This is a genomic window from Leclercia adecarboxylata (assembly GCF_035787115.1).
GTDB lineage: Bacteria > Pseudomonadota > Gammaproteobacteria > Enterobacterales > Enterobacteriaceae > Enterobacter > Enterobacter adecarboxylatus_E.
Window position 1 is genome coordinate 121,832 of record NZ_JALKTL010000004.1, and the last position, 24,427, is coordinate 146,258.

18 protein-coding genes are annotated in these 24,427 nt (G+C 59.0%); 11 read left to right on the plus strand and 7 right to left on the minus strand.

Annotation, left to right across the window (positions count from 1 at the left end):
• The first annotated feature begins 183 nt into the window (after positions 1-183).
• From MXM41_RS14455 to MXM41_RS14500, 10 genes are all read left to right on the plus strand, one after another.
• Positions 184-1,863 (plus strand): ShlB/FhaC/HecB family hemolysin secretion/activation protein, encoded by a 1,680-nt coding sequence (locus tag MXM41_RS14455; RefSeq protein WP_325932680.1) that lies wholly within the window; start codon positions 184-186, stop codon positions 1,861-1,863.
• Positions 1,863-2,411 carry a toxin-activating lysine-acyltransferase gene (locus MXM41_RS14460; protein WP_325932681.1) on the plus strand — a complete coding sequence of 183 codons (549 nt, stop codon included), beginning with the start codon at positions 1,863-1,865 and terminating at the stop codon, positions 2,409-2,411. Before MXM41_RS14455 ends, MXM41_RS14460 begins: the two co-directional genes overlap by 1 nt.
• Complete coding sequence (locus MXM41_RS14465) at positions 2,404-10,893, plus strand: hemagglutinin repeat-containing protein (RefSeq protein WP_325932682.1); 8,490 nt, start codon at positions 2,404-2,406, stop codon at positions 10,891-10,893. Before MXM41_RS14460 ends, MXM41_RS14465 begins: the two co-directional genes overlap by 8 nt.
• A gap of 8 nt (positions 10,894-10,901) precedes the next feature.
• A complete protein-coding gene (locus MXM41_RS14470) occupies positions 10,902-11,321 on the plus strand; it encodes an SMI1/KNR4 family protein (RefSeq protein WP_325932683.1) in 420 nt (139 codons plus the stop codon).
• A 224-nt stretch (positions 11,322-11,545) separates the two neighbouring features.
• Entirely contained in the window at positions 11,546-11,878 is a 333-nt protein-coding gene (locus MXM41_RS14475) for a hypothetical protein (RefSeq protein ID WP_130588318.1), read from the plus strand.
• Positions 11,879-12,535: 657 nt separating this feature from the next.
• A complete protein-coding gene (locus MXM41_RS14480; protein ID WP_325932684.1) occupies positions 12,536-12,952 on the plus strand; it encodes an Imm63 family immunity protein in 417 nt (138 codons plus the stop codon).
• Positions 12,953-13,038: 86 nt separating this feature from the next.
• Entirely contained in the window at positions 13,039-13,395 is a 357-nt protein-coding gene (locus MXM41_RS14485) for a hypothetical protein (RefSeq protein ID WP_325932685.1), read from the plus strand.
• Between the two features lie 27 nt (positions 13,396-13,422).
• Positions 13,423-13,758 carry a hypothetical protein gene (locus tag MXM41_RS14490; protein WP_325932686.1) on the plus strand — a complete coding sequence of 112 codons (336 nt, stop codon included), beginning with the start codon at positions 13,423-13,425 and terminating at the stop codon, positions 13,756-13,758.
• Between the two features lie 42 nt (positions 13,759-13,800).
• The gene (locus tag MXM41_RS14495; protein ID WP_325932687.1) at positions 13,801-14,133 is read left to right on the plus strand and encodes a hypothetical protein; all 333 of its coding nucleotides are present in this window, start codon (positions 13,801-13,803) and stop codon (positions 14,131-14,133) included.
• 190 nt (positions 14,134-14,323) lie between these two features.
• Entirely contained in the window at positions 14,324-14,884 is a 561-nt protein-coding gene (locus MXM41_RS14500; protein WP_325932688.1) for an Ail/Lom family outer membrane beta-barrel protein, read from the plus strand.
• Here the strand turns inward: MXM41_RS14500 and MXM41_RS14505 are convergent.
• Complete coding sequence (locus MXM41_RS14505; RefSeq protein WP_325932689.1) at positions 14,872-15,804, minus strand: LysR family transcriptional regulator; 933 nt, start codon at positions 15,802-15,804, stop codon at positions 14,872-14,874. The two genes, MXM41_RS14500 and MXM41_RS14505, sit on opposite strands and share 13 nt — an antisense overlap.
• Positions 15,805-15,902: 98 nt before the next feature.
• On the opposite strand from MXM41_RS14505, the gene MXM41_RS14510 reads away from it, so the two are divergent.
• The gene (locus MXM41_RS14510; RefSeq protein WP_325932690.1) at positions 15,903-16,505 is read left to right on the plus strand and encodes a short chain dehydrogenase; all 603 of its coding nucleotides are present in this window, start codon (positions 15,903-15,905) and stop codon (positions 16,503-16,505) included.
• Here MXM41_RS14510 and MXM41_RS14515 read toward each other — a convergent pair.
• The 6 genes from MXM41_RS14515 to fdrA all read right to left on the minus strand — a co-directional run bounded on the left by MXM41_RS14515 (position 16,499) and on the right by fdrA (position 24,390).
• The gene (locus tag MXM41_RS14515; RefSeq protein ID WP_325932986.1) at positions 16,499-17,233 is read right to left on the minus strand and encodes a class I SAM-dependent methyltransferase; all 735 of its coding nucleotides are present in this window, start codon (positions 17,231-17,233) and stop codon (positions 16,499-16,501) included. The two genes, MXM41_RS14510 and MXM41_RS14515, sit on opposite strands and share 7 nt — an antisense overlap.
• 121 nt (positions 17,234-17,354) lie before the next feature.
• On the minus strand, positions 17,355-18,734 hold the full coding sequence (locus MXM41_RS14520) for an amidohydrolase family protein (protein WP_325932691.1): 1,380 nt from the start codon (positions 18,732-18,734) through the stop codon (positions 17,355-17,357).
• Positions 18,735-18,773: 39 nt separating this feature from the next.
• Complete coding sequence (locus MXM41_RS14525; RefSeq protein ID WP_325932692.1) at positions 18,774-19,721, minus strand: carbamate kinase family protein; 948 nt, start codon at positions 19,719-19,721, stop codon at positions 18,774-18,776.
• Between the two features lie 156 nt (positions 19,722-19,877).
• Complete coding sequence (locus MXM41_RS14530; protein WP_325932693.1) at positions 19,878-21,422, minus strand: xanthine permease; 1,545 nt, start codon at positions 21,420-21,422, stop codon at positions 19,878-19,880.
• An 11-nt stretch (positions 21,423-21,433) separates the two neighbouring features.
• Positions 21,434-22,849 carry a DUF1116 domain-containing protein gene (locus MXM41_RS14535; RefSeq protein WP_325932694.1) on the minus strand — a complete coding sequence of 472 codons (1,416 nt, stop codon included), beginning with the start codon at positions 22,847-22,849 and terminating at the stop codon, positions 21,434-21,436.
• On the minus strand, positions 22,849-24,390 hold the full coding sequence (gene fdrA, locus MXM41_RS14540) for an acyl-CoA synthetase FdrA (RefSeq protein WP_325932695.1): 1,542 nt from the start codon (positions 24,388-24,390) through the stop codon (positions 22,849-22,851). Before fdrA ends, MXM41_RS14535 begins: the two co-directional genes overlap by 1 nt.
• Between the last annotated feature and the right edge of the window lie 37 nt (positions 24,391-24,427).

Genomic DNA, 24,427 nt, shown 5'->3' on the forward strand with positions numbered 1-24,427 from the left:
GATATCCATGAGAAACGCTCAGGCTATATTCTCCGCGCTTTAACCTACCAGATTTGAGGAGCCTTAAACTCGGATAATTCCGGGCTTTAGGATTAATCCCCCTTTTCTTCCCCTCGTAATACTTAAACAATTTTACACAAATTCACATTGTCTTCTTTTTGCTTACACAGCACGGATTCGCCGATGAAAGCCCGACACAAACTCGCCATAATAATAGCGACAGCCGCTGGTCTGCCTGTAATCTTCTCTGCCCAGGCGGCGCCGCCCGATAATCAATTTATTATTCAGCAGCAGCGCCAGAGAGCATTAGAGCAGCAATTAACCCCGCCGGTCCCGGACGTGCGTCTTTCTGAGCCCTCCTCCGGTTTCGGCAAAATCGCCTTTCCCACCGAATCCCCCTGCTTCTCGATTAACCGCGTGGAGCTGAGCGGTCAGGAGGCTCTGCCCCACTGGGTGCCGCTACAGCGCATCGCTAATCAGGCTCAGGGGCGCTGTCTGGGCGGCAAAGGGATTAACCTGCTGATGAGTACGATGCAAAACCGCATCGTGGACCACGGGTGGATCACCACCCGCGTGCTGGCCCCGTCGCAGGATCTGAAGAGCGGCACCCTGAAGCTGGCCATCGTGCCGGGCACCCTTCGCCACGTGAAGCTGACGAAAGAGAGCGACGACTATATCCAGCTTTACAGCGCCTTCCCGGCCCACGAAGGGGAGCTGCTGGATCTGCGCGATATTGAACAGGGGCTGGAAAACCTGCAGCGCCTGCCAACGGTTGAGGCCAGTATGGAGCTGCTGCCGGGTGAAAACCCGGGCGAGAGCGACGTAGTGATTACCCGCAAGCAGAGCAAAATGTGGCGTATCGGCCTGTCGCTGGACGATGCCGGCACCGAAACCACCGGGCGCTACCAGGGCGGCGTGACCCTGTCGCTGGATAACCCCTTCTCGCTCAGCGATCTGCTCTATGTCTCTGCCAGCCACGATCTGAACGACAAGGGCGGCAAAGGCAGCAAAAACGTCACCGCTCACTACTCGGTGCCGTTTGGCTACTGGATGCTGGGTGTCACCGGCAGCGACTATGACTACCACCAGACCGTCGCCGGGCTGAACGAGGATTATCGCTACAGCGGTAAGAGTAAAAACCTCGACGTTCAGCTCAGCCGGGTGCTGCACCGCAGCGGCTCGCAAAAAACCACCTTTACCTACGACGTGCTGGCCCGGGAGACGCGCAACTATATCGACGACACGGAAGTGGGCGTCCAGCGCCGTCAGACCGCCGCCTGGCGCATCGGGCTGGATCATCGCCACTACATCGGCCAGGCGACGCTGGATGCGGGCATCAGCTATCAGCGCGGCACCCGCTGGTTCGGTGCCCAACCTGCGCCGGAAGAGTACTGGGGCGATGCCACCGCGCTTGGCAAAATCACCCTGCTGAACGCCCAGCTCGACCTGCCCTTTGCCATCGGCACGCAAAACTTCCGCTACAACGTGCAGTACCTGCGCCAGGTAAGCAACACGCCGCTGACGCCGCAGGATCAGTTCGCCATTGGCAACCGCTGGACGGTGCGCGGCTTTGACGGCGAACGCACCCTGAGCGCCAGCCACGGCTGGTACGTGCGTAACGACGTGGCCTGGCGCACGCCGCTGCCGAATCAGGAGTTCTATCTGGGCGCCGACTATGGCGAAGTGGGCGGTTACAGTTCCGATCTCCAGGTAGGTAAACACCTGGCGGGCGGCGTGGCGGGCCTGCGCGGCAACGCCTTTAACACCGGCTACGACCTGTTCGCCGGGACGCCGTTCTCGAAGCCGGACGGCTTTGAAACCAGCGATCTGACGCTCGGCTTTAACCTCAACTGGAGCTGGTGATGCGCGTCGGCAATCTGGATATTAAAGCGCCGCTGATCCTCGGCGGCGAAGAGAGTGAGGCCGAGGTGCTGGGGGCCACCGTCTGGCTGTGGATGCACTCCCCGATGCACCGGGACGCGCCCCTGCACGCCCTGCCCACCCTGCTGCTGCCGATCGTCAAGCGCGGCCAGTACGTGCTGGCGAGCGAAAACGGGCGGCCCGTCTTTTTCATGAGCTGGGCCTGGCTGAACGAGGAGGCGGAAGCCCGCTACCTCACCCGTCCTGCTATCGAAATGAAAGAAGCGGACTGGGACTGCGGGGACAGGATCTGGTTCTGCGACTGGATCGCTCCGTTTGGCCACACCGCCGCGATGTACACCCTGATGCGCCGCGACATCTTCCCCGACCACGTCTGTCGCGCGCTCTATCACCGGGGCGCGGAGCGTGGCAAGCGCGTGATGCTGTTCCACGGCAGCCGCGTCAGCCGACACCACGCCAGAGCGTGGCAACAGAATCACCCGCTCGCTGTGAGCCTGCCGGAAGCGTTTAAAGGAATGAACCATGAATAAGAACCTGTACCAAATTGTCTTTAACAAAGCGCGCGGCATGCTGATGGTGGTGGCGGATATCGCCCGCTCCGGCCGCGCCGGTTCGTCCCGTTCTTCCGGCATCGGTCATACCCACAGCCAGCTTATCGGCAGGGTGAGCGCCTTAAGCTTTAGCCTGTGGCTGGCGATGGGGGCGGTACAGACGGCGCAGGCTAACATCGTGGCCGATGCCGGTGCGCCAAAAAACCAGCAGCCGACGGTTGTTAACAGCGCCAACGGCACGCCGCAGGTCAATATCCAGACCCCGTCCAGCGCCGGGGTGTCCCGTAACAACTACACCCGGTTCGACGTGGACCAGAAAGGAGCGATCCTTAACAACTCGCACAAAAACGTGCAGACCAGCCTGGGCGGCATGGTGGCGGGCAACCCCTGGCTGGCGAAAGGCGAAGCCAAAGTGATCCTCAACGAGGTCAGCTCCCGCGACCCGAGCAAGCTGAACGGCATGATCGAAGTCGCCGGTAAAAAAGCCCAGGTGGTGATCGCCAACCCGTCAGGCATTACCTGTAGCGGCTGCGGTTTTATCAACGCCAACCGCGCCACCCTCACCACCGGCCAGCCGCAGATGAAAGACGGCGCGCTGACCGGCTTTAACGTCGAGCGCGGCGAAGTGGTGGTCGAGGGCGCGGGGATGGACACCTCAGGCGCGGATTACACCGACATCATCGCCCGTTCGGTGAAGGTTAATGCCGGGCTGTGGGCTAAGGATCTGAAGGTCACTACCGGGCGCAACAGGGTGGATGCCGCCCACGAAACGGTCGAAAAAGGCAGCGACGATCCGGCCACCCGCCCGCAGCTGGCGGTGGACGTGGCCAGCCTCGGCGGCATGTACGCGGGCAAGATCCGCATGGTGGGCACCGAGCGCGGCGTCGGGGTACGTAACGCCGGGGCCATCGGCGCCCAGGCGGGCAGCGTGACGATCTCCGCTGACGGGCGCATCGAGAACAGCGGCACCCTGCGGGCCACAGAGAGCGCCAGCCTGCAAACCGCAGGGGAAGTGAACAACAGCGGCGTGATGACCGCCGCGAACAACGTCCGGGTGAGTGCGGGCAGCTTCACCGGCAGCCAGCAGAGCGTGCTCGCTGCCGGGGTGAAGAGTGACGGCACGTTCGCCGATGCGGGCGATCTGGAAATTAGCACCCGCGGCCAGCTGAGCGCGCACGGGCAAACTCTGGCCGGGGGCAATCTCAGCGCCCGCGGCCAGGGCGTGGACGTCAGCGGCAGCCAGACCCAGGGCAAACGCCTGCTGCTGGACGGCGGCGCGGGGGATGTGAACACCGCCAGCGCAAAGGTTAACGCCAGCGAACTGACTCTCCGTACCGGCAAAATGCTTAATAACAACGGCGGCACGCTGGGTGGGGAGACCATCAGCGTCAGCGCCCACGACCTCAGCAACCAGAAAGGCAATATCGTCCAGCGCGGCAGCAGTACCCTGACGGTAGCGCTGCCGGGCACCCTCAATAACCAGCAGGGGCAGATTGGCGCGGCAAACGGCGTGCAGCTCAAGGCTGACAACATCGACAACACCGCCGGGCAGATCGTGGCGGTGGCGGGCAACACCCGGCTGGACGCCGGGACGGTAAACAACCAGCAGGGACTGATCTCAGCGGGCGCGGGTGACGGCGAGATTGCCAGCCAGCAGGCGGTGAACAACGCCAGAGGCCGCATCGAGGCGGCCAAAACCCAGCGCATTACTGCCGGAAGCCTGAACAACCAGCAGGGGGTGATCGTCGCCGACGGCGCGACACTGGCCCTCAACGGCGGCGCGTTTGATAACCGCGACGGCGCCCTGCTCTCTCAGGGATCCCTTAGCCTTGAGAGCGGCGCGCTGAATAACCAGCGCGGCTTCCTGGCGAGCGACGGCGACTTTAGCCTCAACGCGGGCGTTATCGATAACACCGACGGTCAGATTGGCGCTAACCGGACGTTAACCGCCGGTTTCGACAGGCTCAGCAACAGCGGCGGCGCGCTGAAATCGGTCGGAGCCATGACACTCTCCGGCGATCTGCTGGATAACCGCCAGGGCACTACCTTCTCCGGCGACAGCCTGAATTTCAACGGCGGCACGCTGAACAACACTTCCGGGCAGCTGGCGGCGACAAAGAGCCTGTCGCTGGGCACCACGCAGCTCATCAACGAGAGCGGCGTGGTGCAGGGCGACGGCGTGAACGTCTCCACCAGCACGCTGGATAACCGCGCAGGCACCCTTAACAGCCTGGGGGCGCTAAACCTTTCGGCGGACAAAGTGAACAACCAGGCGGGCACCCTGGCGGCGAGCGGCGCGGCGGATATCGCGGCAACGAACCTTGATAACCGCAGCGGCGGGCGCATCATTGGCGAGGCCGATACCGCCCTGCACACCACCGATCTGCAAAACGGCGGCGGGCAGATCCAGTCGGTGGGGGATCTGCTCTTCGACAGCGCTAAAGGTGCGGTGAATAACGTCTCCGGGCTGATCCGCAGCGGCAAAAGCGTGACCCTGAATGCCCTGGAATTTGTTAACACCAGTACGCTCGGGGCAAACCAGGGGCTGGAGGGCCAGAGCCTGGCGCTGAACACCGGGAGTCTGGATAACCAGCGCGGCAGCATCCTGGCGAATAACACACTGGATATTGATAACGACGGCGTGCTGAACAACGGCGCGGGGGTGCTGGCCTCGGGCGATACCCTGGCTCTCAGCGGTAGCGCCCTGAATCTGCTGAACGCAGGCGGCACGCTCAAAGCGGGTAAAACGCTGAGCGTAGATGCGGCCTCGCTGGACGCCAGCGGTCAGCTGCTGTCGCTTGGGGATATGATCCTTCACAGCAACAGCGATGTGAACAACAGCGGCACCACGCTCGCCAACGGCAACCTGACCTTCACCACCGGGGGCGATCTCACCAACAGCGGCCAGCTGATGGCGGGCAGCGCGCTGGACGTGCAGAGCGCGAACCTGAATAACCTCGCCAGCGGCGAAATCAACGCCGGAAGCACCACCCTGACCACCACAGGCACCCTGCTGAACAGAGGCCTGATCGACGGGATCGCTACCCGCATCAACGCCGACACCCTGACCAACACCGGCACCGGGCGGATCTACGGCGATGCGGTGGGCATCAATGCAGCCACCTTTAACAACCTCGCCGAAAACGGCACCGCGGCGACCCTTGCCGGTCGCGAGCAGGTGAGCCTGGGCGTGCAGACCCTGAACAACGCCGACCACGGCCTGATCTACAGCGCGGGCAGCATGAGCATCGGCGGCGCACTGGATGATAACGGCGCCGTTACCGGCCGCGCCGGAACCCTTAATAACCACAGCTCGACCATCGAGTCCGCCGGGGATATGGCGATTGCCGCCGGGCAGATCAACAACATCAACGACCACTTCTCCACCGAAGTGGTGCGGGTGTCCGAGGAGCAGCTCACCGACTATCAGCACTCCGGCTCAACCAATCGCTGGAGTTCGACAGAGAAAGGCGTCTGGGTGGATGACAACTCCTCCGACGGGCTGCGTAACCTGAATACGCCAGAAGATAGCGGCGCCAATAACGACAACTTCAACCAGTATGACTACACCCGCACGGTTGACGAAACGCGCATCAAAGAGAGCGACCCGGCGAAGATCCTCGCCGGGGGCAACCTGCTGATGACCGGCGACAAGCTGTTTAACGACAAGAGCCAGGTGATCGCAGGCGGTACGCTGGCCATTGACCAGATGGGCAGCGTGCAGAACGAGGACGTGCCCGGCAAGCGTTACACCACCGATGAAGGCACCGTCACCCACTACTACCGTATTCGCCACAAGGGCGATGATGAGCAGGGGCGCGACCGCACGGCATACACTCCGCCCACCACCATTCAGACCATCTTCCTGAAGCCGGGCCAGCTGGTCAGCAACGGCAGCGTGGCGGGCAGCAGCATCAGCATCACCCCGCAGGTTTTGCCGGGCACCGAGGTGACCATTGGTCAGGCTGCCGGGGTGAAACCCGCGCCGCAGCAGACCGTCTCCCCGGGCGAGCCGGTGACTCCGCCTGCCGGACAGCAGTTTGAAGTAACCCCGGCCGAGGGTGCGATCCGCATTATCGGCCCCAACACCACCCTGCCAGACAACAGCCTGTTCAAGGTGAACCCGTCGGCGGAGGTGCCGTACCTGGTGGAGACCGACCCGCGCTTTACCAACGAGCGCCAGTGGCTCGGCAGCGACTATATGCAGAACGCCTTTACCGCCGATGGCGACAACACGCTGAAACGGCTGGGGGATGGCTACTACGAGCAGCGCCTGATCCGCGAGCAGGTGATTGGCATCACCGGCCAGCGCTATCTGGACGGCTACAGCAACGACGAAGAGCAGTACAAGGCGCTGATGGATCGCGGCATCACCTTCGGCAAGCAGTACGACCTGAAGATTGGCGTGGCGCTGACGCCTGCGCAGATGGCGCTGCTGACCGGGGATATCGTCTGGCTGGTCAACACCCGGGTGACGATGCCGGACGGCTCCACCGGGAACGTGCTGGTGCCGCAGGTCTACGCCAAAGTGAAACCGGGGGATATCGACGGCTCCGGGGCGCTGATTGCCGGGAACAACGTCTCCATCAAGCTCAACGGCGACCTGTTTAACCGCGGGACGATAGCCGGGCGCAAGGTATTGCAGCTGGATGGTGACAACATCACCAACCAGACCGGGACGATTCAGGGGGCCGACGTCAACCTGAACGCCCGCACCGATATCAACAACCTCGGTGGTGCCATCGTGGGCGACAGCAGCGTGCTGGCGAGCGCCGGACGCGACATCAATCTCACCAGCACCACCCTCAGTGCCGACAGCGTGAACGGTGAGAACCGCTTCGCCCGCACCACCATCGACAGCGTCTCCGGCATTTACGTGCAGGGTGACGACGGCAGGCTGGCATTGCAGTCCGGGCGGGATATCACCCTCACCGGGGCGCAGGTGATTGCCGGCGGCGAGAACGGCAACGCGCAGCTGGTAGCCGGGCGGGATATGTCCCTCAACGATCTCCAGACCGCCAGCCGCGATAGCCTGGTGTGGGATGGCGACAACAGCCTGAAACAGGGCCAGACCAACAGCGTGGGCAGCGAGGTGACCGGCAAAGGCGACGTGACCCTGGCAGCCGGGAATGATCTCAACGCCCGCGCCGCCGCCCTCTCTGCCGGGCAGGCGCTGAACGTCAGCGCCGGGAACAACCTGACCCTGACGGCAGGGGAAAATACCCAGGATCTGGACGAACGGCACAAAGTGGTGGGCGGTAACGGCTGGCTGTCGAAAACGACTACCACCACCCATGACCAGATCGCCCGTCAGACGGTGCAGAGCAGCGAGCTGAACGGCGACACCGTTAACCTCACCGCCGGAAACGATCTCACCGTGCGCGGCAGCAACGTGGCGGGCACCGGGGATGTCGCCCTGCTGGCGGGCAACAACCTGAGCGTGGAGACCCAGGCCGAACGCAATAACGAGCTGCACCAGAAGCAGGAGAAAAAATCGGGGCTGATGAGCTCGGGCGGGATCGGCTTTAGCGTCGGCACCCGGAGCATCAAAACCACCGATACCGGGGCGGACGCGACCCAGGCGGGCAGCACCGTGGGCAGCGTCAACGGCGACCTGACCCTGCGGGCGGGAGATCGTCTGACGGTAAGCGGCTCGGATCTGGTGGCCGGTCAGGACATGATGCTCACGGGTAAAAACGTCGACATCACGGCGGTAAACAACCGCAGCCAGCAAACCCACGAGGTGGAGCAGAAAACCTCCGGGCTGACCCTGGCGCTCTCCGGCACCGTCGGCAGCGCGCTGAACAGCGCCGTCGAGGCCTCGCAGCAGGCGAAATCCTCCGGTAGCGGTCGCCTGCAGGCGTTGCAGGGGGTGAAGGCGGCGCTCTCCGGCGTGCAGGCCGCCCAGGCCGCGCGGATGGACCAGGCGCTCGGGGCAGACAAATCAAACACCAACACCGTGGGTATCAGCCTCTCCTACGGCAGCCAGTCGTCGAAATCCACCCAGTACAGCGAGCAGAACACCGCTCAGGGCAGCACCCTTAACGCCGGGCGCGATCTCAGCGTTGTCGCCACCGGCAGCGGCGCGCGCGGCGCCGACGGGGACCTGACCGTGGACGGCAGCCAGCTGAAAGCGGGCAACGATCTGACCCTCGCCGCCAACCGCGATCTCTATCTGCGCTCGGCGCAAAACACCCAGCTGCTGGACGGCAAAAACGAGAGCAAGGGCGGCAGCGTCGGGGTGGGCATCGGATACGGCTCCGGTGGCTTTGGTCTGAACATCTCCGCCAGCGTCAACCGCGGCAAGGGCAACGAGAGCGGCACCGGCACCACCCACAGCGAAACCACCCTGGACGCGGGCCGCCAGGTGAATCTCCTGACCGGACGTGACGCCACCCTGACCGGGGCGCAGGTGAGCGGCGAAACGGTGAGAGCGAACATTGGCCGCAACCTGACCCTCACCTCCGGGCAGGACAGCGATCGCTACGACTCGAAACAGCAGAACGCCAGCGCGGGCGGGAGCTTCAGCATCGGCTCCATGACCGGCTCGGCCAGCGTCAACCTCAGCCGCGACAAGATGCACAGCAACTACGACTCGGTGGTGGAGCAGACCGGGATCTTCGCGGGCAAAGGTGGCTACGACGTCACCGTGGGCGAGCATACCCAGCTCAACGGGGCGGTGATTGGCTCGACGGCTACCGCCGATAAAAACCGTCTCGATACCGGCACCATTGGCTTCAGCGATATTGAAAACCGCGCCGACTTCGAGGTGGAACACCAGAGCGTAGGCATGAGCACCGGGGGCAGCATCGGCAGCCAGTTTGCCGGGAATATGGCCAACGGCCTGCTGGTGGGCGCCAACCGCGACGGGCATGACAGCAGCACCACGCGCGCCGCGGTATCGGACGGTACCCTGATTGTCCGCGATCGGGATCGTCAGGTTCAGGATGTGAACCAGCTCAGCCGCGACGTGGAGCACGCCAACCAGACCCTCTCCCCTATCTTCGACAAAGAGAAAGAGCAGGAGCGGCTCCAGCAGGCGCAGCTGATCGGCGAGATTGGTAATCAGGTGGCGGATATTGCCCGCACCGAGGGGAGCATCCGCGCCACCAACGCGGCGAAAGAGAAGCTGAAAAACGTCAACGCGCAGGATCTGCAGGAGGCGAAAGCGGCGTGGGAAAAAGCCAACCCGGGCAAGACCGCGACCCTGGAAGACATTAACGGTCAGATCTACCAGACGGCGTACAACGATGCGATGAATGCCTCCGGCTTTGGCACCGGCGGGGAGTATCAGCGGGCGATTCAGGCGGCGACGGCAGCGGTTCAGGGGCTGGCCGGGAGCGATCTCAGCGCGGCCCTTGCGGGCGGTGCCGCGCCGTACCTGGCGGATGTCATTGGTCACCGCAGCGGGTTGAGCAACGAGGGCAAAGTCGCCGCCCACGCGGTGGTCAACGCCGCGCTGGCCGCCGCCCAGGGGCAAAACGCGCTGGCGGGCGCCGCCGGTGCCGCCACGGGCGAGCTGGTGGGGATGATTGCCAAAGAGATGTACGATAAATCTGCCGATGAGCTGGATGAAACGCAGAAGCAGACGGTCTCTGCGCTGGCGACGCTGGCGGCGGGCTTATCCGGTGGGCTGGTGGGCGACAGCTCTGCGTCTGCTGTGGCGGGGGCACAGGCGGGTAAGACGACGGTTGAGAATAACTCCCTTGGCGACATCGCCGCGGCACTGGCGCAGGGTAAAACCACCGAGCAAGTGGCCGAAGAGCAGGTGAAGGCCGAAAATGAACGCTATAAGCGCGAAAACTGTGCCGGGATGAGCGCCGAAGCCTGCTCGGTTAAAATGTACACCGAGCGTCGGGAAGCGCTGGAAGACGCAGCTTTATTTGGGGTCGATTTTGTCCCCATCATCGGCGATATCAAAGGGTTTGCGGAAGCGGAATCAGCAGTGGATTATCTGGCCGCTGTCATCGCGATTTTCCCGGGGGTGGGAGACGGAGCAGGGAAAGCACTTAAAGCAGCAGAGAAGGCACTGGCACAAGGCGATCTCGATACTGCGTCTAAACTGATTGTAAAAGCTGGAAATGATGTTAGTTCTGCTAAATACTTTGGCCAGGAGAGAAAATTCTGGACCGCAGATCCTGTTGTATTCAAAGGAAATAAAGTCTATCAGCGTAATGATTTGTTTGACCCTGGTTATATTGATCCTAAGTCAGGGAAAACAAATCTTGAGTTGATGCAGGGAGGACGTGCTCCCATTGGCACAGATGGGAAACCCGTAAACCTGCACCATATGCTGCAAAGTCAGGATGGGCCTATTGCGGAAGTGACGCAAAGCTTCCACAAGGATAACCATAGTACTATTCACATTAACGATAACAGCATACCTTCTGGTATAAATCGTGCACAATTCAACAGATGGCGCGCTGATTACTGGAAGCAGCGAGCTAACGATTTCAAATAGGTGACAGTATGACTAACAGCCTGAATAATGTTATTGAAGAGTTAAAGGTAGTATCCGGGAACGAGAGAACCAATATCCCTTTGCCGGATGACGATCTTATTTCTAAATATGAAGAAGAGACAGGCTTTTCTTTTTCACCTGACTACAAGAAACTGCTTAAGGAAGTTGGCAATATCTATTACGGAACAATCGAACTGTTGTCGGTCACAGAAGACAAAAAATTCTATGGCGAGTTATTAACGGCTATAAATGAGGCAAAGGAAGTTGGCGTACCTGAATCGTGGTTACCCATATGTGAAGATAACGGCAGTTATTATTGTTTAGATCAACAAGGTCGTGTCCGATACTGGACTGGCGATGGGGATAGTGAAGATCAGTGGCCTGATTTAGCCGCCTGGGTGAAAGATGTCTGGATCGATGGCAATTAAGGTAATTACTTTACCTGAAATTCCCTGGCGCCATAAAAGATGATTTTTGGAGCATCTGTGAAGCAGTGCTCCAAAAACGCCGGGGTACTGTACAGAAACGAAAATGTTTTGATGAGTGAAAACGATGATCTCCATCAGCTCAGACGAGACCTGTTTAACCTTCTTTCCTGACCCCCTGCTCTCGCAGGGGTTTTTTTAGATTTTTGTTCACGACAGGAGGAATGATGCGTGAATCCCAGGATATTTATAATGATATTGGTGCGGTATTGCTTTCGATCGCGCCTGAGGATGCGGTAGAAATCATTCTGAACGCAAAGTTAGAATCTGAAAGCGACTGCGGTGAGTTTACTTATGACTATGTCGATAAACAGGGAAACCAGCATTGGGTTACTGAAACAGCGGATGCCAGTGCAAGACTTTTAGATCTTTTGGTCGAACTGAGGAATTTTTTCGTTGATAACGTTCAATCACTCGAAAAGCCGTTCTGGCAGGGCTGTGAGGTAACGGTAAACGTTGAAACACTCAGGATTAACATTGACTTTAAATATGAGAACTAAAAATGTCTATATTTTTGGAAAAGCTCTTATTCGTTTGCAGCGGTAATATTTCCTCGGGAAAGGGGCAAAAAACCACCTTCAGCTTTTCATGATTATCCTCTGATTGAGGATTTAATTAATTTATTAAATAAACGAAACGGATTTTATGGTTTCGAGTCAGCTCTACATGTTTTCCCTGTTGAGACAGACGGGGAAGAGATCGGCCTCATCGACTGGAATGATAATAGCTTATGGATTGATTGTTACGATGATCTTGCTCGTAACGCCCTCTTCTTCGCTGAAGATGTTTTTGGCGGTCAATTTTGTATAAAAGAAGATGGAATATACACTTTCGATCCTGAGACGGGCTCTTTTGATTACCTTGCACCAGATATCAATGAATGGTGTAAACAAATTCTTGAAGACTATGGGGTCTTAACAGGCTTCCCACTGGCAAACGCATGGCAGAAGAAGTATGGTTCAATACCTGCGGGCTATCGCCTGGCCCCCAAAATTCCGTTTGTTGTGGGTGGCAAATATGAGCAAGATAATCTTTACTTAGAAAAATCGACAGTAGCAATGAAAGCAAGAGCCAATATTGCATTGCAAATAAGAGATGTTCCTGATGGTAGCAACATCCAGTTAACGTTAAAATAGTGTGCAATGAGGTTCACTAATATGTTAGCCAATATTAATGAAATACAAAAACAAGTTGATGAAATCATTTTACGAGCAGGTTTTCCAAAACATTCAGTGAATCTTTGTTCTGCTCCCGTTGGCGGTGGCACTCCCTATATTTCATTCGAAAACAATACATATAATTATATTTATTCAGAAAGAGGTTATGAGCTTTCGCGAAAAGTTACTCACTCTTTGAATACGCTGCTTTACTGGATTATGTCCGAATTTGCCTGTCAGATTGCCTACCAGTATGAGTTAGCGCATCGGATTAAAGGCAAGGATGGACGACGCATCGCTTTTCCAAAATTTATTGAAATAATGGCAAATATGAACCCAGCATGGGAGTCGGAAGCACGAAATGAAATTCAAAATATTCTGGCTGAAGCGCCCTATGACGATAGTCTTTATACATAATTGAAGGCAACATCATTGCAGCACTGACGCGGAAAATGCCTGCTCATTTTGACAAGGTAATGGCTATCAATCACAGGGAGTCGCAAATGAAAATATTCCCCATCCTTTTCTGTTTCATGCTCAGCGGCTGTGTTGTCGGCAATATGGACTCAACCGACTATCAATATGTCCGCTATGCGCAAACGTTTCAGAAGCCGGGTGCAGGCGGTTACACCGATAATGAACAGCGTAAAAAAGATCTCTACAGCTGTGGCGTACCCAAAAACGCCAATCTTGACGATGGCAGCTGGAACGGCGGCAGCTCTCGCCCGGAGGAAACGCTTCAGGAGGTGGTGGCAAGAAACGATAAAATCTCAGGCTGCATGAAAAGTAAAGGCTACAAGGTTTACGGCTACGATGCGTGCGGCCCGCTTAAAGCGCCGACCGGCCTTTGTCCTAATTAATACGATTTGCCACCTCAGGATGAAACTATGCGCCACTCCCAGGATATTTATAATGACATTGGATCCCTCTTAGTCTCCGCCGCACCCGATAATGCCGCAAAAATTATCATGCGTGCAGAGTTGTCGCCTGAAGGTGACCACTGCAAAAGTGAATTTGACTACGTGGATAGCCTGTCAGGTGAAACAAACTGGTTTTCAGCTGGTGCGCAAGCCAGTGCGGGTTTGATGGATCTTCTGGTTGAGCTGAGGACATTTTTTGTCAATAACATCTCCTCACAACAGCCTTCGTTCTGGCATGCCTGCGAAATAACGGTCGATGTTGAAACGCTCAGAATTACAATTGATTTTAAGTATGCTGATTAACAGATAATAATCTCGCACTAAATAAAACTTCAGGACAAATAAATGATCGACTTAGACGATCTGCATAATAAAATTGCTCAATTACTGGTTGATGCCGGTCCTGCTGAGGCGAAGAAAATCATTGCTCGCGCAAAATTAGCCCTCGATGGCGAGTCATGCGAGTATGAATATGACTATATTGATCAACAGGATAACCAGGACTGGTTTGTTCCGGATAAGCTCGCCAGTTACCATTTACGTCTTCTGTTAGTTAACCTGAGGGACTATTATATTCAGAATGATATGACCAATGGTAAAGCACCCTGGACAGGTTGCGATATCACCGTTGAAATACCCGCAGAGAAAATAAGCATCAGCCTTAAATATGATGAGTAAGCATCACGCCCTACCAATATAGGGGAGGCAAATTCCAGGACTATTCCGGCCTTTAAGATTATTCCCTATTTCATCCCCCACCAAAAAAACCAACAATTTTATCGCCTTAATTTGCAGTGGAATATCTCCAGCCTGATGGTTGGGGATATATGGCATTACACATAAAAAATGACAACAAGGATTACGGAAAATGAAAAAAATGACTCTGGCGGTATGCGTTGCGGCGAGTCTGGCAAGCGGCGCTGCTCTGGCGGATAATCACACCGTTTCTGTGGGTTATGCGCAGAGTAATGTTGAAGACTTCAAAAATATCCGCGGCGTGAACGTTCAGTATCGCTACGAGTGGGATTCTCCGGTAAGCCTGGTGGGCTCATTCACCTATATGAGCGGCGATCAGGACGAGCATTATTATCTCGCGTCCGACTCCATTAAAAATCACATCGAAGTGAAATATTACTCCCTGATGGCAGGCCCGGCGTATCGCCTGAATGATTTCGTTTCCCTGTATGCGCTGGGCGGCGTGGCACGCGTGAAAGCAGACGGCCACACCACCTGGGTGAACGGCGGCGACAACTATACCCAGCGCGACGGCATCGATGAGAAATCCACCTCTTTCGCCTACGGCGCGGGCGTGCAGTTTAACCCAACGCCTGAGCTGGCGATCCACGTCGGTTACGAAGGCACCACGGCTGATCTGGGCGACGACTACGGCATCGACGGCTGGAATGTGGGCGTCGGTTATCGCTTCTGACCCTCACCCCGACCCTCTCCCTGAAAGGGAGAGGGGAAAGACGGTGCCTGTTGCATGATATGTGCAATAAATTGAGTGAGTTTCGGCAACGGACGTAGATCCTGACGCCATAACAGATGCACCGGTCGGGGTTGTGGTGTGCAACCTTCTAAAACGCGTATAAGCCGTCCATTCGCCAGCTCGTCCGCCACCAGCACCTCCGGCTGCAACAGCAATCCCGCGCCGGCAATCGCCGCCATCCGCAGTCCATACCCGTCGTTACAGCGCAGGATCGCATCGCGCTTCCAGCGCACCTCCCCCTCCATGCCCGGCAGCCGCCACTCGTTGCGCGCGGTCCAGACGGTGTGGGAGAGACAGAGGTGATCCACCAGATCGTCCGGCGTTTGCGGCGTGCCGTGGCGGGCTAAGTAGTCGGGCGCGGCGCAGATCACCATCCGGTACGGGCAGAGATATTTCGCCACCAGATCCTCGGTGTGGATGTCGCCAATGCGGATCGCCAGATCTACCCCCTCCTCCACCAGATCCACCCTCCGGTTGGTGAGATCCAGCTCGACGCGCACCTCCGGGAAACGCTGCAAAAAGGTGGCGGTCAGCGGGGCAATCACGCACCCGCCGAACGAGGTGGGCGCAGTCACCCGCAGCGTGCCCGCGGGCGCGGTACGCAGACGCTCCACCGAACGTTCAGCGATGGCGACCTGCTCAATGACCCGCTTTGCCTCTTCGAACCAGACCCGCCCGGCGTCGGTCAGGCTCTGGCGGCGGGTATTGCGCTCCAGCAGCCGCGTGCCAAGCTGCGCCTCCAGCCAGGCGATATACTTTCCAACCATCACCGCCGACATCGAAAGCCTGGCGGCGGCACCGGTAAAGCTGCCGCTCTCCACCACCGCGATAAAGGTCTCCATGCCGCGAAGCTTATCCATATTGCAAACCTCTGGTTAATAATGATCTAACTTTAGCCCAGTTTATCCGCTCTGCGGTTTGTTAAACAATCAAGGCTCACAACACAGAGGAGTCGGCTATGAAAATCGTCATTATTGGTGCCAGCGGTACGGTCGGTCAGGCCGTTACAGAGGAGCTGAGTCGTCGTCATGAAGTCATTCGCGTGGGTCGTACAAAAGGCGATCGTCAGGTAGATATCACCTCCCAGGCCAGCGTGCAGGCGTTGTTTGAGAAGATCGGCCCGGTGGACGCAATTGTCTCTGCCAGCGGCGGGCTGCACTTTGGTCCTCTGTCGACCATGACCGACAGCGAGTTTAACCAGGGATTGCAGGACAAATTACTGGGCCAGGTGCGGCTGGCGCTCACCGGGCAGCACTATCTGAATGAAGGCGGGTCGATCACTTTGATAAGCGGCATTGTTGCCCACGAGCCCATCGCCCAGGGGGTGAATGCCACCACGGTAAACGTCGCGCTGGAAGGCTTTGTCCGCGCCGCCGCCTGCGAACTGCCGCGCGGGATCCGCATCAACCTGATTAGCCCGACGGTGCTCACCGAATCCGCTGAAGCCTACGACGGCTTCTTCCCGGGCTTTGAAAGCGTGCCCGCAGCCAGCGTGGCGCAGGCCTATCGCCGCAGCGTGGAAGGGGTGCAGAGCGGGCGGGTGTATAAGGTGGGTTACTGAGCCTTACGGGCTGAAATCAGCACCAGCATCGGACGTTCAGCCTCTTCGGCCAGCGCAGGCCAGGCATCAATCTGCGCCTGTGTTGGCCCCCATTCATTGACCTCATCAAGCGTGAGTCCGGCCTTAATCAGCGTGGTAATCGTCGTGCCCAGCGTGCGGTGGTACTTGATCACCCCGTCTGCCAGCCAGTTGCTGACGCGCTGCCCCTCGTTCTGATACTGATTTACGCCCCAGAACCGCTCGCCGTTCTCGCCGCTCAGCCAGCCCTGGCGCGAGGCGCAGGTGTAGATGGGGTGTTCCATGGAAAAGACCAGACTGCCGCCGGGGTTCAGCGCGCGCTGGATTTTGTTAAACAGGGTGTCCAGCTCCGGCAGATAGTGCAGCGCCAGGGAACTGTAAACCAGATCGACGCTGCTCTCTGTGAGCGCCAGAGATTCCAGGTCGCTGCGTTGGTAGTGAATATGTTCGTCGTCCGTGAGTTCAGCCGCGCGGGCGAGCATCTTTTCGGAGATATCAACCCCGGTGACGTCAGTCGCGCCCAACTCACGCGCCACGCGGCAAAACCAGCCGTAGCCGCAGCCGAGATCGATAACTGTTTTACCGGTTAAGTCCGGCAACATGCCCTTAAGAGCAGGCCATTCCGGTGCGCCGTCCAGCCCCTGGATGGAACGCGGAAGCTGGGCGTAGCCTTCGAAAAACGCCGGGTTGTCGTAGATGTTTTGTGCCATGGCAGATCCCTCTTTGAGAATGTGGTCCATAGTATACCCCTCACCCTAACCCTCTCCCCAATGGGGAGAGGGAACTTACACCCTCTCCCCTGTGGGGAAAGGGCTGGGGTAAGGGGACGTCTCAACCCACCGTACCCCACACCAGATTGCCGTTATGGAAGGTCGCGGTACGCGGAGAGATGCGCGCCACCGCCTCGGCGGAACAGGAGGCGTCGACCAGCACAAAGCTGGCGGCATCCTGCGCCTTTGGCCATACGCGCTCGCCTTTGTCGTTCAGCGGCAGCACGTCACCGGTGGCGATGCCCAGCGCGCGGGAAAGCGTCTGCTCGTTCGGGCGGATATAGAGCTGGGCGTACAGATTGGCTTTTTCCAGCATGTCGCCGAGGCCATACGGCGACCAGTGGTCGATCACACTGTCGGTGCCGGTCATCACATACACGCCTTTGTCGCGCAGCTGTTTGAGCGGCATATGCAGGGTGCCAATCGGCACCGTGGAGGCGATGGTCACCTGCTGTGCCGCCATGCGGGTGGCAATCTCATCCACCTGCTGCTCGTTCATCGTTGCCAGGGCAAAGGCGTGGCTGATGGTCAGCTTGCCCTTCAGCTCGGGGGTTTTTTCCACGGTTTGCACCATGTAGTTCACCGCCGCCACGCCCGCCGGGCTGGTTTCGTGCAGATGGATATCCACCCCTTTGTCGTAATCCAGCGCAATCTGGAACATCAGATCGAGGGATTTTTCCATCGCGCCGTCGACGCTGGTGGGGTCCAGCCCGCCCACGTAGTGCGCCCCCGCCTGCATGGCCTCGCGCATCAGCTTTTCAGCGTTGGACAACAGCAGCCCGTGCTGCGGGAAGGCCACGATTTCACACGCAAAGCCGGGCTGACGTCGGGCTAATACCGCCTGTAAATTTTCCAGATTCTTCAGCCCGGAAACCGGTTCGATATTGCAGTGGCTGCGGGCGATGGTGGAACCTTTCGACTGAATTAGATCGATCAGCTTCTCTGCGCGCTCCTGGGTGTAGGGCTGTAGCTCCGGGAGCAGCTTTTGCTCCAGGCGGATCATGTCCTGAATGGTGGTACCCGCCGGGCGGTTGAGCGAGCGCCACGGGCCGCCGTAGAAGGTCTTATCCAGATGGATGTGCATGTCGCGCATCGCCGGTAACAGCAGTTTGCCGCCGCCATCGTAGTGCGGCAGGGTGGCGTCGGCGTGGCTTTTGTTGTCGAGCAGCGCGGCGATTTTGCCGTCCTTGATCTCCAGCGTTTTCAGCTCGGTGCGAGTGCTCGTCGCCACGTCGCCGTCGACGTTAAACCCGGCCTCCAGCAGCACGTTGTCCAGATAGTAGTGTGTCGCGGTGATGTTCATCGGTTTGCCCGTCTCGCAGGTCGGTTTTGCTGTGTCAGCAGCATACGCGACGGAGCCGGTGGTGCCAAACAGGGCGCAGGCGGTAGCGATTTTGCCGCTCTGGCTGAGAAACTCCCGGCGGCTTTTATTTTCACTCATTGTCTCTTCCTTTTACTAAAGTATTCGTACCCGACGGGTTTAAGCCACAATATGGGTGCCGGTTTCACCACGCAGCGCTGCGGGCAGGCAGTCCGGCGAGGTGATGATCACCCGCTTGCCGCCGTGGCGCAGGAATTCCAGGCTGGCATCAATTTTTGGCAGCATGCTGCCCGCCGGGAAGTGCCCCTCCTCCCTGTAACGCAGCATCTGCGCCACGCTGACGCTCTCCAGCGCCTGCTGGTTGGGTTTGCCGAAGTTGATGCATACCTTCTCCACTCCGGTGGTGATCACCAGCACGTCGGCGCGGATCTCCCGGGCCAGCAGCGCGGTGGAGAGATCTTTGTCGATCACCGCATCCACGCTCTGGTAGTCGCCCTGTTCGGTACGCACTACCGGAATACCGCCACCGCCCGCGCCAATCACCACAAAGCCTTGTTGCGTCAGGGCCTTGATGGCGTCGGCTTCGACAATGCGTACCGGCTGCGGCGAGGCCACTACCCGGCGGTATCCCCGGCCGGAATCCTCAACAAAATGCCAGTCCGGGTGCGCCTGTTGCAGTTCGTCGCGCTGGGCTTCACTGAAAAACGCGCCGATCGGCTTGGTCGGATGGGTAAAGCCGGGATCGTTTTTATCCACCTCGACCTGGGTGACCACCGTCACCGCTTTCTGCTCGCCGCGGGCGGCCAGGCGGTTGTTGAGCGCCTGCTGGATCAGATAGCCGATGCCGCCCTGGGTGTCCGCCACGCAGTTCGCCAGCGGGGTGAGCGGCAGCCCTTCCCGCTCGTGGGCGATCTCCGCCCGGCGCAGATCCAGCCCCACCTGGGGACCGTTGCCGTGGGTGAGCACAATGTCATAGTCCGATGCCAGCATCTCCAGTACGGACTCTGCCACCGCCTTTACCGCCTGCGCCTGATGTTCAACCGACTGGCTGGCGTTATCTTTGATAATGCTGTTGCCGCCGATGGCAACGACCATGAGCTCTTTCATGTTGTTTCCTTAAACTGTGCGGTCTGGGCCCCTCACCCTAACCCTCTCCCCATAGGGGAGAGGGTACGATTACACCCTAACCCTCTCCCCATAGGGGAGAGGGTACGATTACACCCTCTCCCCTATGGGGAGAGGGCTGGGGTGAGGGGTAATGTTTTAGGATTCAGAAACCGGTGCCGCAGCGCTCGCAACTTCCCGGCTGTCGAGAAAATGCTTCACCACAAACATGCCGCTCATCATCAGGTAGGCCAGCACGAAGGTCAGCGAGCTGCCTTCCGCAAAGCCCACCACCGGGGCATGGATCACCCCGAACAGCGCCAGCAGCGCACCGACGGCAGCGGCAACGGCGCCGCGCAGGGGTTTATTGATAATGGCGAAGATGGCGATACAGCCCCACAGCATACTGGCGAGCGGCGCGCCGTTACCCAGATGCATCAGCCCTTCGTAGTAAATGCCTTTGCTGTGCAGCACGTCGGTGCCGATCTTCGCCGCACTGGTCCCCGCAGCCCCCATCACGCTGTTCATCATGGTTAGCGCCCAGTTGGCGATCCACGGGAACAGACAGATAAAGATGACGGGCACCTCCACTTTGGGCGTCTCCCTCACCACCTGGTTGGCGGTGACCACGCCGATAAACACCAGAATCGGCACGATGGCGGTCATCGGGATGATGGCGAGCATAAAGGCCCCCAGCCCGAACAGCGGCACGATGAACATGGTCACGCCAGAGGCCAGCGTATAGCCGATGCTCGCCCCCATCGCTTTCCAGCCCGCGTGGCCGACGTAGACCGTCACCGGGAAGGGGTTCCCCATCAGGCAACCGAGCATGGAGGAGAGACCATTCGCCAGCATTACCTTGCGGGTCGGGTACTCATCCCCCGCCGCGTGGGCGCTTTCGATGTTCTCCAGATCAAAGATGTAGTTCGCCAGCCCCAGCGGCACGGCAGAGGCCAGGTACGGCAGCGCGTGCGGCAGGCCCTGCATAAAGCTGTCGATATGCACTTCCGGCGGGTTAAAGCCGAAGGAGGACATCGAGGCCTTGATCGCTTCCGGGCTTTGCAGGCCGGAGATCCATGCCAGCGCGGTACCGGCGATCAGCAGCAGCAGGCCGGTGGGGATGCGGGCAAAGATCGGCTTTTTGCCAAACCAGTTAATGAAGATAAGCAGCAGCACGATAAAGGAGACCGTCGGCGCTTCGAACGCCTGCAGCATTGGGTTCATCGCCAGCAACAGCAGGCCCAGCCCGGAGAGGCACGACAGCAGCACGGTACGCGGGATCATCTTGCGGATGGTCTCGCCGAGGAACGAACCGCCTGCGAGGATCATCGCCTCGACAAAGCACCACACCAGACCAATCTGGATGGCGAAGTCGGCGTCGCCGGTTTGCTGATAGACCGGCATCAGCACCAGAAAAGTGACGGTGAAGATCGAGGGCGCACTCGGCCCCGACGGCAGCGCGGTGACGTCGTTACGCCCGGTCTGGCGCGCCATCTGCAGGCCAAACCACGCATAGCAGACGCTCGCCACCAGTACCGCCAGCCCGAAGGCTGGCGCAATACGTCCATAAACAATCTCTTTCGGGATGCCGACGACAAAAATGAGCAGCCCCATCATGGTCAGCAGGTTCGTCAGGTTGTTGGTCATCAACCCGAAATACGCCGCCCAGTCACCTCTTTTCCACTCCAGTTTCATGCTTTTCATGGATGCTTACCTTATAAGAAGTAGCGATCGCGGAAGGTCAACAGCGCCTTTTCAAAACAGCTAAACGGCGGGTGAACGATGCCCGCCCCAATCATGCCGATGCCCGCGTCTTTATGGGCAATGGCGGTGTTGATCACCGGCAGAATGCCGCTGCCCGCGACTTTCGTGATGTCGATGGCGGTGGGAATGCCCATAAACGAGAGCAGCGGAATGGTGACGTTCGGGTTCTCGCCGAGGGTGATCTCCCGCATCTGGCGCGAGAAGTCGATGGCTTCCTCCACCGTGCCGCCCACCAGGGCGACAATCGCCGGGGCCGTCGCCATGGCGAAACCGCCAATGCCGTAGGTTTCGGTGATGGCACTGTCGCCGATATCCAGCCCGGAATCTTCCGGTTTGTAGCCCGCGAACATCGGGCCAATCACCTGCTGGGCCGGGCCGGTAAACCACTGCCCCGGCAGGCCGGAGACCCGCAGGCCAAACTCGTAGCCGTTACGGGCCATGGTGGTGACCACGGTGCTGTACTCGATGCCGTGGGCGGCATCCAGCGCGGCTTTGCACATCGCCATCCACGTCGGGCCGGAGAAGTAGTCGCTGCTGGCGACAAACTCAAACACTTCTCGCTGCTGCTCCACCGGGTAGCCCGCCTGGATAAGCCCAGGCGTCAGGGCCTGAATCAACAGCGTGGTGCCCGCGTTGTTGCGGTTGTGGCACTCGTCACCCATGTGTAGCGCCTGGGCCAGCATCAGGCGCAGGTCGATTTCACCGATGATGTTCATGGCGTCGCGCAACATCGGGCCGAGCACGTCGCGCATCCAGTTCAGGCGGTCAATGACGCTCTGGTCGTTGGCGCCCATGCGCAGGATCTTCGCCATCTGTTCGCTGAGGTTGGTAAACGCCCGGTTGCCGTAAGTTTTGTTTTCGACGATGTGCATAAACATCGACGCCGAGGTGACGCCTGCCATCGAGCCCACGCAGTCGTGCTCGTGGCACGGCGAGAAGGTAATGTCGCCAGAGGCCGCCACCCGTGCCGCGTCGTCCAGATCCTTCGCTAATCCTTCAAACACCAGCGCCCCGGTTACCGCCCCTTTCATCGCCCCGCACATGTTCTCCCATGCCACCGGCGGACCGGCGTGCAGGATGGTAGTGCGGGTCATGCCCGGCACCACGTTGATCGCCTGATCGAAGCCCACCAGCACCGGATGGGACTGAATAATGCGCTCAAGGGCAATCTTATTGGCGGCGGCCATTTTTTCCGCCAGCGGTTTTTCTGCCAGCCGATCGAGGGCCTCAACAACCTGCATATTGCCCTGCCCCGGCGGGGTCCAGTCGAGGTGGGTGACCGGCACGTGCTGCTTCTTCAGATCCTCGCTGAACATCGCGATGCCGACGTTAATCACATTCAGCGGCTGGTTAAATAAGGTGGTCATCAGGCTTTCTCTCCTTTGAAGACAAATTCACGTGCCAGTAATCCGGTGTTGGTACTGCTGCTGGCCCAGATCACGCCTGCGTCGGTCAGAAGCCCGCACTGCTGGCTCAGGGACGGGGTATCCTGGTCGGTGCCGAGCACGTAGCCGAGGATCGCCAGCGGCCGGTTATCGGCTTTCGCGATCGCCTGCGCCTCTTTGATCGCCTCGATCATGACGCCCACCGGATCCTCGTGGGATCCAAAGCCGAGTACGAAATCCATGACGATCACGCCTACCTCCGGATCGCGCGCCTCCTGCAGCAGGCGGCTGATGCGGTTGGTCGGGTCGATCATCGGGTGCGGTTTGCCGTTGGTGAAGTCGTCATCGCCAAAGTCGAGGAAGGTGTGGGCCTGGCTGACGTTGATGTCGCGCAGGCGTTTCGTCGGATCCGGCTGGATGTTGCTCCAGACGTCGTCGTATTTCTCCAGCGCGGCGAACATCGCTTCGTCGCACAGGGTGCCGCCGCAGAACAGGCCGCGAATGTACTTCTGCTGCGGGGTTAACTGAGCGCGCACCTCTTCGATCAGCGGCCAGTTAAGCGGATGCAGATCCAGCGACTCTTTTTTGATCCCGGTAAGCAGCACCGCTTTCAGCGCCGCCTCTTTGGTGCCGCGGGCAAACTGGAGTCCCTCTTCATCGGCGGGGGGGTCGTTGCGACCGAGGAAGCAAGCGATTACCGGTTTGCGACAGGCGCGGGCGCGGGCCAGCACTTTCTCTGCCACCGCAGGCGCAGGGGGCTTGGAGATGAGCACAATCACCTGAGTGGCGTCGTCCGCCTCCAGCATCGCGATGGCGTCCAGCATCATCAGCCCGCCGATCTTCTCACTGAGATCGCGACCACCGGTGCCGATCAGCTGGGAGATACCGCCGCCGAACTCGTGAATGCGCGCGCTCAGCTCCTGGCTGCCGGTGCCGGAGGCACCCACAATCCCAATCGGACCGCGGCGTACCGCGTTGGCGAAGCACAGCCCGGCGCCGTTAATGATGGCGGTGCCGCAGTCCGGCCCCATCATCAGCAGCCCTTTCTCATGGGCCAGCGTTTTCAGCGCCAGTTCGTCATCGAGGGAGACGTTATCCGAGAACAACATCACGTTGAGATCGTTCTCCAGCGCCTGGCGCGCCTCGCGGGCGGCAAAGGTGCCGTTGACTGAGATCACCGCCAGGTTTGCGTCCGGGCGATGGGTTTTCGCGCTGGCGAGCGTGGCGTAGCGCGCTTCGTGACTGCCCGCACTCTCCTTGCGGGTGAACAGCGCCTCGATGGCGGCCAGGGTTTCGTCGTTAGCGGCCTCACCTTTAATAACGATCATCAGATCGCCGTTTTTAGCGTCGGCTAATTCCGGTGTCAGCAGGCCGAGGTTTTTTAAGACGCCTTTGTTCATTTCCGTCGCCATTGCCACGAAAGCCTGCTCGACGCCCGGCAATTTATTGGCTTTGGTGGAAACCGACATCAGCGAAACAGAATCAAAATACGTGTTCTTTTTTATAACGATTTTGGTGGGCATTAGGTCCTCCTGAATGCGGGCAAAAGGGGGCCACATC